Consider the following 12,634-nt stretch of genomic DNA (forward strand, 5'->3'; position numbering starts at 1 on the left):
CACGTGTCTTACACAAATGTCTGCATGCCGGGTACGCTGCTGTCATGGGACATCGTGAGGATCTGCTCGAAGGCGCCAAGCGCTGCCTGCTGGAGAAGGGGTACGCGCGCACCACGGCGCGCGACATCGTGGCCGCGTCGGGCACGAATCTCGCCTCCATCGGCTACCACTACGGCTCCAAGGACGCGCTGCTCAACCTCGCCTTCCTCAGGCTGACGGAGGCGTGGGGCGATCTCGCGACCAGGGAGGCCGAGGGGGAGCGGGAGGCGGAGACGCCGGCCGCCCCGCTCGACCAGTTCCAAGTCGCCTGGGAGCGGGTGATCGGGAGCTTCGAACAGAGCCGGGCGGTCTGGCAGCTCCAGATGGAGGTCGTCTCCCGGATCAACACCGACCCCGAACTGCGGAAGGCCCTCGTCGGCCCGCAGCGCGAGGGCCGTGACGGGCTCGCCGAGAACATGCTCGGCATCGACCCCGAGGCCGACCCCGAGCGCGCCCGCGTCGCCGGCCTCTTCTGCCAGGCACTCCTGGCCGGGGTCATGGTCCAGTGGCTGATGGACCCCGAGTCCGCCCCGTCCGCCGAGGACCTGACGGAGGGCCTGAAGCTGGTCCTCGAAGGACGCGGCCCCGCCCCCGAGGACCCCCGGTGACCGTCCGGGCCGGCGAGCCCTTCGACCTCGCGCGCACCGCCGCCGAGGTGGCGGCCCTGCTCACCGCCCCGCTCCCGGCCGCCGGACCCGTGGTGGCCGAGGGCGATCCGGACACGGGGGAGTGGCGGGCGACCACCGGCGAGGGCTTCCGGGCCGTCCCGCTCTGGGAGTCCGACGGGGACGGAGACGGCGACGACGAGGCGGAGGAAGCCGCCGAGGCCGGGCTCGCCGCTCTCGTCGCGGAGCTGGACACCCGCTGGGGCCCGCACCACCGCGTCGCCGTCCATGTCGCGCTGCTCCTCAAAGAGGAGGGCACCCCGGTCCCCCCGCTCTTCGACGCCCTCCTCGCCGAGGACTGCTACGGCGACCTGGCCGCGTGGGGCCCGCTCCCCGGACCGGGGGAGCGCTGGGTCGGCGTGAGCGTCGGCCGCAGTGACGGGGACGCGCCCCTGGTCATGGCCGCCGTGGTCAGCGACCGCCCGATCACCGCCCCGCCGCCGCCCGCCTGGCTGTGAGCCCGCCTGGCTGTGAGCCCGCCTGGCTGTAAGACCCCGGTGCCTCACCGCAGCCGGGCCGCCTTCAGGGCCATGTGGAGCAGCAGCCGGTCCTCGCCGTCGTTGAGGTCGAGTCCGGTGAGCTGCTGGACGCGGGAGAGGCGGTAGTACAGCGTCTGGCGGTGGATGCCCAGCTCGGCGGCGGTCCGGGACGCCTGGCCCGCGCAGTCCAGGAACACTTCCGCGGTGCGCGCCAGGTCCCGCTGGGCCGGGGTCAGCAGGGGGCGCACGGCCGGGTCGGGCAGGGCGTCCGGGGCGAGCGCGGTCAGCGTGCGGTACGGGCCGATGGACGGCCAGTCGGCGACCGGGCCGTACCGGGTCTCCGCCGCCGCCGCCCGGGCCGCCGCCGACGCCTCGTGCCAGGCGTCCGCCAGCTCCGTGAGGCCCCGGCGCGGGACCGCGATCCCGGCGGTGGCCGTCTCCCCGGCGGTGGCGCGGAGCCGGTCGGCCGCGGTGAGCGCGGGGTCCAGGACCTCCGGCGACCGCAGCCGGATCAGCGCCGCGAGGGCCGGCGGCCCGGCGCGGCCCGGCAGCGGGGCGCCGGTCAGCGCGGCGGCCGAGGGGACGGTGCGCACGGCGGGCGCGCCGTCCGTCCACGGGGCCACGCAGACCACGGTGTGCAGCCCGTCCGCGTCGGGGCCCAGCGCCTCGGCGAGCGCGGCGACCGCCATGTCCCGCTGCCAGCCGCGCCCGGCGGCCAGCACCGCGCCGAACTCCCGGGACAGGTCGGTCCCCGCCCGCTCCTCGTCGGCCAGCAGCGCGCCGATCCGGGCGGCGACGTCCATCGCCGCGTCGAGCTGGCGGTCGGTCGGCCCCGGGTCGGCGTCGAGCAGCCATACGTAACCGAGCACGACACCCCGATGGCGTACCGGCAGGCAGATGCGGTCGCGGTAGACACCGGCCTCGGGGGCGGCCGGGATGCGGAGGGGGCCGGTGGCGCGGGTGATGCCGAAGTTCTCGAACCAGGCGCGGACCGCAGGGGTGGAGCGGCGGGTGAGGATCGACCGGGTGCGGACCGGGTCCATCGCCGTGGTGTCGTCGCTGTCGTGGGCCCCGAAGGCGACCAGCCCGAAGTCCCGGTTCTCCAGTGTCGCGGGGACGCCGAGCAGCGCGGAGATCTCGTCCACCAGCTCCTGGTAATCGCCCTTCACCCGGCCATTCTCGCACCCCTTCAGACATATGTCTGAGATCCAGTCCACGGATGTGTGGCAGCTGTCGATGGCAGGGAAACCGCGCGATCCTTAGATTTCACGGTGGTTCTCCGTGCTGTACCGCTTATGTTCGTTACACGGCATATATGGCGGTGCGGCCTCGTTCGTACTTTCCGTGGAGGTGCCCCGTGCTGGGTCCCGTGATTCTCGCCGCGTCGCGAAGCGACAAGATGCGCCGGTTCATCTCGGCCGCGCCCGGCACCAAGCAGGTCGTGGACCGCTTCATCGCCGGTGAGACGGTCGACCAGGTCGTCCCGGTCATCGAGGACGCCGCCGACAAGGGTCTCGAAGTCACCCTCGACGTCGTCGGCGAGGACATCACCACGCCCGAGCAGGCCGCCGCCGCGCGCGACGCCTACCTGGAGCTGGTCGACCGCCTCAAGGACCTCGGCCTGGGCACCAAGGCGGAGATGTCCGTCAAGCTGTCGATGTTCGGCCAGTCCCTGGACGGCGGCCACGAACTGGCCCTCGCCAACGTGCGCCCGGTCGTCGAGGCCGCCGCCGCGATCGGCACCACGGTCACCCTGGACGCCGAGGACCACACCACCCTCGACTCGATGTTCGCCATCCACGAGGAGCTGCGGAAGGACTTCCCGCAGACCGGCTGCGTCATCCAGGCGTACCTCTTCCGCACCGAGGAGGACGCCCGCCGCCTCGCCGACGCCGGGAGCCGCGTGCGCATCGTGAAGGGCGCCTACAAGGAGCCCGCCTCCGTCGCGTACCAGGACAAGGCGGAGATCGACAAGGCGTACGTCCGCATCCTGAAGACCCTGATGCAGGGCGAGGGCTACCCGATGATCGGGTCCCACGACCCCCGCCTGATCGCCATCGCCCAGGAGCTGGGCCGCAAGGCCGGGCGCAAGCTGGACGAGTACGAGTTCCAGATGCTGTACGGCATCCGCAGCGACGAGCACATCCGGCTCGCCGCCGAGGGCCACCGCATGCGTGTCTACACCGCGTACGGCACCGACTGGTACGGGTACTTCATGCGCCGCCTCGCCGAGAAGCCGGCCAACCTGCTGTTCTTCGGCCGCTCGATCCTCACCAAGGGCTGAGCCCTCCTCCACCCCCTCTACTTGAAGGAGCAAAGGACACCATGGACGCTGTGACCCAGGTCCCCGCGCCGGTCAACGAGCCGGTCCACTCCTACGCCCCGGGCACCCCGGAGCGCGCCCGCCTGGAGGCCAAGCTCAAGGAGCTCAGCCAGAACCCCGTCGACCTGCCGATGACCATCGGCGGCGAGAAGCGGATGGGTGGCGGCGAGCGCGTCGAGGTCGTGCAGCCCCACAACCACAAGGCCGTCCTCGGCACCTTCGCCGGCGCCACCGAGCAGGACGCCCAGGACGCGATCGACGCCGCCCTGGCCGCCGCCCCGGCCTGGCGCGCGATGTCCTTCGACGACCGCGCCGCGATCATCCTGCGCGCCGCCGAGCTGCTCTCCGGCCCGTGGCGCGAGACGCTGGCCGCCTCCACGATGCTCGGCCAGGGCAAGACCGCCCAGCAGGCCGAGATCGACTGCCCCTGTGAGCTGGTCGACTTCTGGCGCTTCAACGTGCACTACGCGCGCCAGATCCTCGCCGAGCAGCCCCCGGCCAACTCCCCGGGCGTGTGGAACCGCATGGACCACCGCCCGCTGGAGGGCTTCGTCTACGCGATCACGCCGTTCAACTTCTCGGCCATCGCCGCCAACCTGCCGACCGCGCCCGCCCTCATGGGCAACGTCGTCGTGTGGAAGCCGTCCCCGACGCAGACCCACGCCGCCGTGCTGCTGATGCAGCTCCTGGAGGAGGCCGGTCTGCCCAAGGGCGTCATCAACCTGGTGACCGGCGACGGCATCGCCGTCTCCGAGGTGGCCCTGAACCACCGCGACCTGGCCGGCATCCACTTCACCGGCTCCACCCCGACCTTCCAGCACCTGTGGAAGACCGTCGGCAACAACATCGCCAACTACCGCACCTACCCGCGGCTCGTCGGCGAGACCGGTGGCAAGGACTTCGTCGTCGCCCACCCGTCGGCCGACCCCGCGATCCTGAAGACCGCGCTGACCCGCGGCGCCTTCGAGTACCAGGGCCAGAAGTGCTCGGCGACCTCGCGCGCCTACATCCCGGCTTCTGTCTGGAACTCGGGCTTCAAGGAGGCGTTCGCGGCCGAGGTCGACTCCATCACCATGGGTGACGTCACCGACCTGTCGCACTTCATGGGCGCCGTCATCGACGACCGCTCCTTCGCGAAGAACAAGGCCGCGATCGACCGCGCCGCCGCCGACCCGGCGTGCACCATCGTCGCGGGCGGCACCTACGACGACTCGGTGGGCTACTTCGTCCGCCCGACCGTCATCGAGTGCACCGACCCCGAGAACGAGGTCTTCACGACCGAGTACTTCGGCCCGATCCTCGCCGTGCACGTCTACGAGGACGACCAGTACGACGCGATGCTCGCCCAGATGGAGTCGGTCTCCGACTACGCCCTGACCGGGTCCGTCATCGCGAACGACCGCGCGGCGGCCGCGTACACGATGGAGAAGCTGCGGTACGCCGCGGGCAACTTCTACATCAACGACAAGTCGACCGGTGCCGTCGTCGGCCAGCAGCCCTTCGGCGGCGGCCGCGCCTCGGGTACGAACGACAAGGCCGGCGCCCCCCAGAACCTCCAGCGCTGGACCCTCACCCGCGCCATCAAGGAGACCCTGGTCCCGCCGACCGAGTACACCTACCCCCACCAGGGCTGACGCCCTCCGGGGCGCCCGTCGCCCCGCCCCGAGTCCCGCCCCCCGTCCGGTTCCCCTGCCGGACGGGGGGCGGTTTCCATGTACGGGTCAGCCCCACCCGTGCACGATCAGCCCGAGCCCGACCGCGAAGCCGCCGCCGAGCAGCGCCAGGTAGCGCCCGTACAGTCGGCGGTGGCGGCGCAGCAGCAGGCCGAACGCGGCGAACGCGAGCCCCACGGTCAGCGTCCGCGAGCCCCGCGCCGCCGCCGAAGCGGCCACCCAGTCCGCCGCGGGCACCGAAGCCCGCCCCGCCTCCGCCCCGTACACCTTGAAGGGGATGCCGTTCCACGGCTGGTGGCGGACGGCCGACGCCCCCTCCACCGCCAGCTCCGCGCGCACCTGTGCCCGCATGCGGTCCGTGGTCAGCGGGGCAGGCAGCTGCACGCCCGCCGCCGCCAGGTGCAGTGCGAGCAGCCCGCCCACCAGGCTCCCGGCCAGCGCGCCCAGCGACATCCGCAGCGCCGCGCGCGGTACCGCCACGCACACCACGCCGAGCAGCAGCTCCGGCATCAGCGGCCAGCTCAGCGCCTCCGCGAACGCCCAGCAGAAGGCCAGCGGCAGCCCCACCCGGGACGTGACCACCGAGGCCACCCGCCTGCGCATCGCGGAGTCCCGCAGCGGTTCGGCGGCCGTGCGGTCGTGCAGCGCGCGCACCGCGTCCCGGGCCGCTTCGGGGGACACCCCGGAGGGCAGCGGCGCCCCGACCGTCACCCGGACCAGGGACGAGCGGAGCCGCCCGTGCTTGGGCAGCAACCGGTCCGTGCCCGCGATGCCCACCGGCACGACCGGGACGCCCGCCTCCTCGGCCAGCACCAGCGCGCCCTTGTGGAACGAGCCCAGGGTGCCGTCCTCGGCGCGGGTGCCCTCAGGGAAGAGCACGACCGCGCGGCCCCCGCGCAGCTCACCAGTCATCGACAGCAGGTCCGCCATCCCGCCGCCCGCCCGCCGCACCGGGAAGCCGGCCGCCAGCCTGCGGCAGATCCGGCGCCGCCACGGAGAGGCGAACCAGTAGTCCGCCGCCGCGCCGATCGCCGGGCTGTGCCGGGCGTCCAGCGCGGCCAGGAGCGCCGCCGTGTCCGCGTGCGAGCTGTGGTTGGCGACGACCACGCAGCCGCCGCGCGGCAGCCGGCCGCGCCGCTCGATGCCGCCGGTGAGGCTGAGCACGCCCCACCACAGGCCGCGCCGCAGCGCGGACGCGGCCCGGGAGCGGACCGGGAGGACAGCGGAGGTGCGTACAAGCGTGCTTCCAAGAGGCTTCACGTCATCACCATCGCCAGGAGGAGGGCCACCAGCAGGGAGTCGATCCGGTCGAGCAGGCCGCCGAAGCCCGGCAGCCAGCTGCCCGCGTCCTTCACCCCGGACTCGCGCTTGACCATGGACTCGACGAGGTCGCCGAGCACGCAGCCGCCGACGACCGCCGCCCACAGCGGCGGGCTGAACGCGCCGAGCACCAGCAGCAGCGCCCCGGTGGCGGCGGCCGCGCCCAGCACCCCGGCCCATGTCTTGTTCGGGGAGAGCGGCGAGAGCGGCCGGGCGAGCGGACCGCGCCGCCCCAGCGCCGTACCGCCGCACCAGGCGCCGACATCGCCCAGCGCCACCGCCAGGCCCACCGCCACCGCCGTGTCCCCGAGCGTGACCAGGCCGGTCAGCGCGAGCGGTATCCACAGCAGCCCGAAGGCGGTCCGGGCGGTGCGGGTGAAGCCCGTGCGGTCGTCGCCGCCCAGCACGGAGGGGAGCGCCGCCGCGACGAGCAGCAGGGCCGCCGCCCGCAGGTCCAGCAGGTGCGGGGCGAGCCAGGCCAGCCCCGGAAGGACCGCCGACGCCACCGCGAGCACGCCCAGGTCGCCCCGGCGCAGCCCCGCCATCCGGGCGTACTCCCCGGCCGCGACCACGCCGAGCCCGGCGGCCAGCGCGTACGTGCCGCCGCCGCCCAGGAAGAACGCGCCCAGGAAGACCGGGGCCACCAGCGCCCAGGTCCGCCACCGCCTGCGCAGCTCGGCGCGCATCCGGACCTTGGCGGGCAGCACCGCGACGGCGACCCCGCCCGCGCCCAGCACGCCCGCGACCAGCGGCACCGCGCGGACGGCGGCCTCCTCGGCGATCAGGACGGCGCTCATGCGAGCTCCCGCCAGAGGCCGGCCAGCCGGAGCGCGGCGGTGAGCAGGGAGCCGGCGGCGATCACGGCCAGGACCGGGACGGCCCAGCCGCTCGCGGCGGCGACCACGACGAGCAGGCAGCGCTCGGTCTTGCCGACCGGGCCCCCGTTGCGGCGGGGCGCCCCGGCGGCGGCCCCGGCCAGCGACACCCAGGAGGGCAGCGTGGCCGCGAGCCCCGTCAGCGCGACGAGCCAGAGCGGGGCGAGCGCCAGGAAGCCGGCCAGCACGAGGAGGTCGGCGACCCGGTCGCCCAGCTCGTTGAGGACGGCGCCGCGCCGGGTGGTGCGGCCGGTGTCCCGGGCGAGCGCCCCGTCCAGGTTGGCGAAGGCGAGCCGCGCCGCGAGCAGGACGGCCACCGGCAGGGCGGCGACCGGGGCGGGCAGCCAGGCCAGGGCGGCGGCGGCCCCGGCCGCGGCGGCCACCCCGGCGGCGGTGAGGGTGTCGGGCGACACCTCACGGCGGACCAGCGAGGCACGGACGCCGGAGAGCCGGTCCGCGTACCAGGGCTTGAGAGCGTAGAGGCCGTTCATGACCGCAACTCTCGTGCGGAGCAAGCCGTTTCGGCAGCGGACCGGTACTCAGGCGGGCCTGAGTACGTGCGCGGGCCGGGCGCCCCCGTCTCAGATAGTAGGAAGTCCGAGTAATTGTGGAGACAGACCGGCCAGGCTGTTCTAGCTTTGTAGGAGCCGAACGTCTCGCTAGATCAAGCGACTGGCGGTCGAGAGCGCGCGCCCTTGCGCAGGCAACCCCTGCGGCGCCCGTTCCCCGCCCCTTCCGGCGCCTCGAAATCAACGATCTCGACATCACCCCACGCTGTTCGATCTCGAAATCCTCGCGATCTCAAGGAGTCGATCCACCATGGCCGAGACCACCACCCGCCGCCGTGTCCGTCACGCCCACCGCCCGACCGAGTCGGAGCGCCGGGCTGCCGCCGCCGCCCTGCAGCGCGCCCTCGACCGCAGGGACAACGGCGGCTCCACCGGTCACTGACCGGGATACCTAGCCCCGGCTGATCTCGAAGTGGTCGATGCGCTCGCCCGACTCGGCGAGTGCGGTGACCTTCATCCGGGCGTGCCGTCCGGCCTCCACCTCCACCGCGAGGAACGAGAAGCCGGTGTACCGCACCCGCGACCACTCCACGGTCTCGGCGGCCTTCGTACCGCCCTTGGCCACGTGGTACGTGTTCACGCTCTCCTGGTCCGCGACGTGGCCCTCGTAGCTGTCGGGCACCGGGAAGTCGTACAGCGCCTTGCCCGCGCCGCCCGCCGTGACATAGACGATGCCGTCCCGGCGGGGGTCGGTGCGCTCGCCGATCGGCACCGGGCGCTTGACGGCGTTCTTCAGGATCGCGTCGGTGCGCTCGTAGACGTGGTTGTGCCCGTTGATGACCAGGTCCACCTGGTGCTTCTCGAAGAGCGGCACCCAGGCGTCCCGCACCCCGCCGTCCGAGGCGTGCGCGTTGGTCGTGGAGAAGGCGCAGTGGTGGAAGAAGACCACCAGGAAGTCGATGTCCCGGCGGGCCCGCAGCTCGCCGAGGCGCCGGTCCAGCCAGCGGGTCTGCCGGCCGCCGCTGATGCCGAAGTTGGCGGGGATCTCGTAGCTGACGTCGTTGGCGTCGAGCGCGATCACGCCCACGTTGCCGTGGACGAAGGAGTAGGCGCCGGGCTGGTTCACCGGGTCCGGGCCGTTGTCCGGCAGGGTCCAGCGCGCGTTCTGGCCGCCGTAGCCGTCCGGCGAGTACCACGCCTCCATGTCGTGGTTGCCGGTCGTCACCATCCACGGCACGGTCTTGGAGACCGTCTCCGTCTGCGCCAGGAACTGGTCCCAGGTGCGCGCGTCATAGGTGTCGGTGGTCTGCCCGGAGCCCGACGGGTCCGCGTAGCAGATGTCCCCGGCGTGCAGGTGGAAGGCCGGGTTCTGGCCCAGGATCAGCTGGTCGTTGCCGAGCGCGTGGTAGCTGACGCCCTGGTCGCCGAAGGCGGTGAAGGTGAAGTTCTCCGCCCGCGCCGGCGCGGTGGTGAAGGTGCCGAGCGTGCCCAGGTTGCGCGCGTCCGCCGGGTCGAAGCCCTCGTGTCCGACGCCGTAGTAGTACGTGGTGCCGGGCTTCAGCCGCTCCAGGGACGCGTGGACGTAGAACTGCTCGGCCGCCGCGATCTTGCCGTTGTTCAGCTGCGGCGTGGTCAGGTGGCGCACCTCCGCGTCGATCCGCCGGCTCAGCGCCCACGGCTTGAGCCCGATGCGGATGTACGGGCGGCGCACCGCGAACGGCACCTGCCAGGAGACCGCCATCTGCGTCCTCGGGTCGGCCCCGTACGCCAGGTGCCGGCCGAAGGGCGCCACCAGCGCGCCGTCGACGCGGGTGGTGCTGTGCGAGGTGAGTACGGTGGGGGCCGCGTACGCGGGGGAGGAGGCGAGGCCGATCCCGGCGCCGGCCACGGCGGCGGTCGCCACGCCGGTGCGCAGCGCCCCGCGGCGGGTGAGCCGGGTGCGGAGGTAGTCGTGCTGCTCGGCCATGGTCATGCGGCCGGCGAGTTTCTCGGGGATGCCGAAGCGGGGGATGTCCATGGGCGACAACCTCCACCGCCCGGCTGACGGCATCCCGTCGAATAGGTGAACGGTACACGTACAGATGATCATGTGTCCGTATGGTGGACGGGACGTGTCATGGGGTGGGACGAGCAGTAGGGTGCCACCATGTCTCGCAGCATCAATCTCGCAGTGATCCCCGGCGACGGTATCGGCCAGGAGGTCGTCTCCCAGGGCCTCAAGGTCCTCAACGCTGTTCTCCCGCAGGATGTGAAGCTGGAGACCAAGGAGTACGACCTCGGCGCCCAGCGCTGGCACCGTACCGGTGAGACCCTCCCCGACGCGGAGCTCGACGCCCTCAAGGGGCACGACGCCATCCTGCTCGGCGCGATCGGCGACCCGTCCGTGCCCTCCGGCGTCCTGGAGCGGGGGCTGCTGCTGAAGCTGCGCTTCGCCTTCGACCACTTCATCAACCTGCGGCCGTCGAAGCTCTTCCCGAACACCGAGACCCCGCTCGCCGGCCGTCCGGACATCGACTTCGTCGTCGTCCGCGAGGGCACCGAGGGCCCGTACACCGGCAACGGCGGCTCGCTGCGCACCGGCACGGAGCACGAGGTCGCCACCGAGGTCAGCCTCAACACCGCCTTCGGTGTCGAGCGGGTCGTCCGGGACGCCTTCGAGCGCGCCGCCGCCCGCCCCCGCAAGAAGCTGACGCTGGTCCACAAGAACAACGTCCTGGTCTACGCGGGCCACCTGTGGAAGAACATCTTCGACCGGGTCGCCGCGGAGTACCCGCAGGTCACCACCGACTACCTGCACGTCGACGCCGCGACGATCTTCTTCGTCACGCAGCCGGAGCGCTTCGACGTCATCGTCACCGACAACCTCTTCGGCGACATCCTCACCGACCTCGCCGCGGCCGTCTCCGGCGGCATCGGCCTGGCCGCCTCCGGCAACATCAACCCGACGGGTGCCTTCCCGTCGATGTTCGAGCCGGTCCACGGCTCCGCCCCCGACATCGCGGGGCAGGGCAAGGCCGACCCGACCGCCACGATCCTCTCCGTCGCCCTCCTGCTGCGCCACCTCGGCTACGAGGCCGAGGCCGTGCGCATCGAGGACGCCGTCTCCGCCGACCTCGCGGAGCGCGACGGGACCGCCCGTACGACCGACGAGATCGGCGACGCCCTCGCGGTACGCGTAGCGGGCTGACCCGACGACTCCACCACGAAGCCGCCGGGTCGCAGACGCACCCGGCGGCTTCTCCTGTGCGGCCCCGGGTGTCACCATCGAACCCTGGACCGCATTCACGCCATTTCGTGCACGGCAGCCTTCGAGAGATAATCGAACGGGGCCGTGGCTCGCAGCGAAGCTCGGACGTCCTAGCAGTTGAAGGCGTGCACGCGGTCCTACACACACATCACGGTGAAGGACACGCACTCATGACGACCACGATCGAGCTCAAGCCCTCCTCGAACCCGCTGTCCGACGCGGAGCGCGAGGCGATCCTGGCCCAGCCCGGATTCGGCCGCTACTTCACCGACCACATGGTGACGATCAAGTGGACCGAAGGCCGCGGCTGGCACGACGCCCAGCTCGTGCCGTACGCGCCGCTGTCGATCGACCCGGCCAACATGACGCTCCACTACGGCCAGGAGATCTTCGAGGGCCTGAAGGCCTACCGCCAGCCCGACGGCTCCGTCGCCACCTTCCGCCCCGAGGCCAACGGCGAGCGCTTCCGCTCCTCCGCCCGCCGCCTCGCCATGCCGGAGCTGCCCGTCGAGACGTTCGTCGCGGCCTGTGACGCGCTCGTCCAGCAGGACGCGGCCTGGGTCCCGGCCCACGGCGGCGAGGAGTCCCTCTACCTGCGCCCCTTCATGATCGCGACCGAGGTCGGCCTCGGCGTGCGCCCGGCCAACGAGTACCTGTTCCTGGTCATCGCCTCGCCGGCCGGCGCCTACTTCCCCGGCGGTGTGAAGCCCGTCTCCATCTGGCTCTCCGAGGACCGCGTCCGCGCCGTCCCGGGCGGCATGGGCGACGCCAAGACCGGCGGCAACTACGCCGCATCCCTCCTCGCCCAGGCCGAGGCCGCCGCCAAGGGCTGCGACCAGGTCGCCTACCTCGACGCCGTCGAGCACAAGTGGGTGGAGGAGCTGGGCGGCATGAACCTCTACTTCGTGTACGGGGACCGGATCGTCACCCCGTCCCTCACCGGCTCCCTGCTCGCCGGCATCACCCGGGACTCGCTGCTCAAGCTCGCGAGTGACCTCGGCCACACCTCCGAGGAGTCCCGCGTCTCCATCGACCAGTGGCGCGAGGACACCGCCGCCGGCACCCTCACCGAGGTCTTCGCCTGCGGCACCGCCGCCGTCATCACCCCCGTCGGCACGGTGAAGAGCGCGGGCGGCGAGTGGACCCAGGGCGACGGCACCCCCGGCCCGGTCACCCTCAAGCTGCGCGAGCGCCTGCTCGACATCCAGCGCGGCACCGCCGAGGACACCCACGGCTGGATGCACTCCCTGGCGTAACCAGCCCGTACGGAGAGCCCCCGGTGTCTCGCCGGGGGCTCTCCGTACGCCCGCATCCTGAGACGGGCGGTTCGCGGCGGCGGTCCTGTGCCAGACTGCTTCCGTGTCCTCGTTCGTCATGATTATTGGCAGCAGGCGCGCCGGTCCGCAGTGACCGTTCCGTACCACCACGTACGGCACGGCCACCGTGCCCCAGACCCGCGCGCAGACCTCTCGCACCCGCGAGGGGCTTTTTTGTTTTCCGGCCT

The 12,634-nt window shown here is 72.6% G+C and carries 12 protein-coding genes; 7 read left to right on the plus strand and 5 right to left on the minus strand.

Annotated features, from left to right (window positions below; genetic code table 11):
* Window positions 1–44 precede the first annotated feature (44 nt).
* Both ACIQZN_RS03900 and ACIQZN_RS03905 read left to right on the plus strand, forming a co-directional pair.
* Entirely contained in the window at window positions 45–647 is a 603-nt protein-coding gene (locus ACIQZN_RS03900; RefSeq protein WP_403988054.1) for a TetR/AcrR family transcriptional regulator, read from the plus strand.
* On the plus strand, window positions 644–1,162 hold the full coding sequence (locus ACIQZN_RS03905) for a hypothetical protein (RefSeq protein WP_403988057.1): 519 nt from the start codon (window positions 644–646) through the stop codon (window positions 1,160–1,162). The genes ACIQZN_RS03900 and ACIQZN_RS03905 overlap by 4 nt, the downstream gene beginning before the upstream one ends.
* A gap of 44 nt (window positions 1,163–1,206) precedes the next feature.
* On the opposite strand, the gene ACIQZN_RS03910 is transcribed toward ACIQZN_RS03905, so the two are convergent.
* Window positions 1,207–2,352: a PucR family transcriptional regulator gene (locus tag ACIQZN_RS03910; RefSeq protein WP_403988060.1), complete on the minus strand. Its 1,146-nt coding sequence runs from the start codon at window positions 2,350–2,352 to the stop codon at window positions 1,207–1,209.
* Between the two features lie 188 nt (window positions 2,353–2,540).
* On the opposite strand from ACIQZN_RS03910, the gene ACIQZN_RS03915 reads away from it, so the two are divergent.
* Window positions 2,541–3,467 carry a proline dehydrogenase family protein gene (locus ACIQZN_RS03915; protein ID WP_403988063.1) on the plus strand — a complete coding sequence of 309 codons (927 nt, stop codon included), beginning with the start codon at window positions 2,541–2,543 and terminating at the stop codon, window positions 3,465–3,467.
* 41 nt (window positions 3,468–3,508) lie between these two features.
* A complete protein-coding gene (pruA, locus tag ACIQZN_RS03920) occupies window positions 3,509–5,140 on the plus strand; it encodes an L-glutamate gamma-semialdehyde dehydrogenase (RefSeq protein ID WP_403988066.1) in 1,632 nt (543 codons plus the stop codon).
* 87 nt (window positions 5,141–5,227) lie between these two features.
* Here pruA and ACIQZN_RS03925 read toward each other — a convergent pair whose 3' ends face one another.
* Genes ACIQZN_RS03925 through ACIQZN_RS03935 form a run of 3 tightly spaced genes read right to left on the minus strand, consistent with a single transcriptional unit; the run spans window position 5,228 to window position 7,865 of the window.
* On the minus strand, window positions 5,228–6,439 hold the full coding sequence (locus ACIQZN_RS03925) for a lysophospholipid acyltransferase family protein (protein WP_403988069.1): 1,212 nt from the start codon (window positions 6,437–6,439) through the stop codon (window positions 5,228–5,230).
* Window positions 6,436–7,296, minus strand: a complete 861-nt coding sequence (locus ACIQZN_RS03930) for a phosphatidate cytidylyltransferase (protein ID WP_403988072.1) — start codon at window positions 7,294–7,296, stop codon at window positions 6,436–6,438. Before ACIQZN_RS03930 ends, ACIQZN_RS03925 begins: the two co-directional genes overlap by 4 nt.
* The gene (locus ACIQZN_RS03935) at window positions 7,293–7,865 is read right to left on the minus strand and encodes a CDP-alcohol phosphatidyltransferase family protein (protein WP_403988075.1); all 573 of its coding nucleotides are present in this window, start codon (window positions 7,863–7,865) and stop codon (window positions 7,293–7,295) included. The genes ACIQZN_RS03930 and ACIQZN_RS03935 overlap by 4 nt, the downstream gene beginning before the upstream one ends.
* Window positions 7,866–8,193: 328 nt before the next feature.
* On the opposite strand from ACIQZN_RS03935, the gene ACIQZN_RS03940 reads away from it, so the two are divergent.
* On the plus strand, window positions 8,194–8,325 hold the full coding sequence (locus ACIQZN_RS03940; RefSeq protein WP_265540900.1) for a hypothetical protein: 132 nt from the start codon (window positions 8,194–8,196) through the stop codon (window positions 8,323–8,325).
* Between the two features lie 9 nt (window positions 8,326–8,334).
* Here ACIQZN_RS03940 and ACIQZN_RS03945 read toward each other — a convergent pair whose 3' ends face one another.
* Window positions 8,335–9,900: a purple acid phosphatase family protein gene (locus tag ACIQZN_RS03945; RefSeq protein WP_403988079.1), complete on the minus strand. Its 1,566-nt coding sequence runs from the start codon at window positions 9,898–9,900 to the stop codon at window positions 8,335–8,337.
* Between the two features lie 129 nt (window positions 9,901–10,029).
* Between ACIQZN_RS03945 and ACIQZN_RS03950 the strand changes: the two genes are divergently transcribed.
* Together ACIQZN_RS03950 and ACIQZN_RS03955 are read left to right on the plus strand one after the other, a co-directional pair.
* Entirely contained in the window at window positions 10,030–11,070 is a 1,041-nt protein-coding gene (locus ACIQZN_RS03950; protein ID WP_403988082.1) for a 3-isopropylmalate dehydrogenase, read from the plus strand.
* 230 nt (window positions 11,071–11,300) lie between these two features.
* Window positions 11,301–12,386, plus strand: a complete 1,086-nt coding sequence (locus ACIQZN_RS03955) for a branched-chain amino acid aminotransferase (protein WP_403988085.1) — start codon at window positions 11,301–11,303, stop codon at window positions 12,384–12,386.
* Window positions 12,387–12,634 lie beyond the last annotated feature (248 nt).

It is taken from the genome of Streptomyces sp. NPDC097595 (assembly GCF_044761525.1).
GTDB lineage: Bacteria > Actinomycetota > Actinomycetes > Streptomycetales > Streptomycetaceae > Streptomyces > Streptomyces drozdowiczii_A.

Excerpts from the sequence above, each read along its gene's own strand:
- ACIQZN_RS03900 (WP_403988054.1), top strand. The coding sequence starts at position 45 with ATGGGACATCGTGAGGATCTGCTCGAAGGCGCCAAGCGCTGCCTGCTG.
- pruA (WP_403988066.1), top strand. The coding sequence starts at position 3,509 with ATGGACGCTGTGACCCAGGTCCCCGCGCCGGTCAACGAGCCGGTCCAC.
- ACIQZN_RS03930 (WP_403988072.1), bottom strand. The coding sequence starts at position 7,296 with ATGAGCGCCGTCCTGATCGCCGAGGAGGCCGCCGTCCGCGCGGTGCCG.
- ACIQZN_RS03935 (WP_403988075.1), bottom strand. The coding sequence starts at position 7,865 with ATGAACGGCCTCTACGCTCTCAAGCCCTGGTACGCGGACCGGCTCTCC.
- ACIQZN_RS03940 (WP_265540900.1), top strand. The coding sequence starts at position 8,194 with ATGGCCGAGACCACCACCCGCCGCCGTGTCCGTCACGCCCACCGCCCG.
- ACIQZN_RS03945 (WP_403988079.1), bottom strand. The coding sequence starts at position 9,900 with ATGGACATCCCCCGCTTCGGCATCCCCGAGAAACTCGCCGGCCGCATG.
- ACIQZN_RS03950 (WP_403988082.1), top strand. The coding sequence starts at position 10,030 with ATGTCTCGCAGCATCAATCTCGCAGTGATCCCCGGCGACGGTATCGGC.
- ACIQZN_RS03955 (WP_403988085.1), top strand. The coding sequence starts at position 11,301 with ATGACGACCACGATCGAGCTCAAGCCCTCCTCGAACCCGCTGTCCGAC.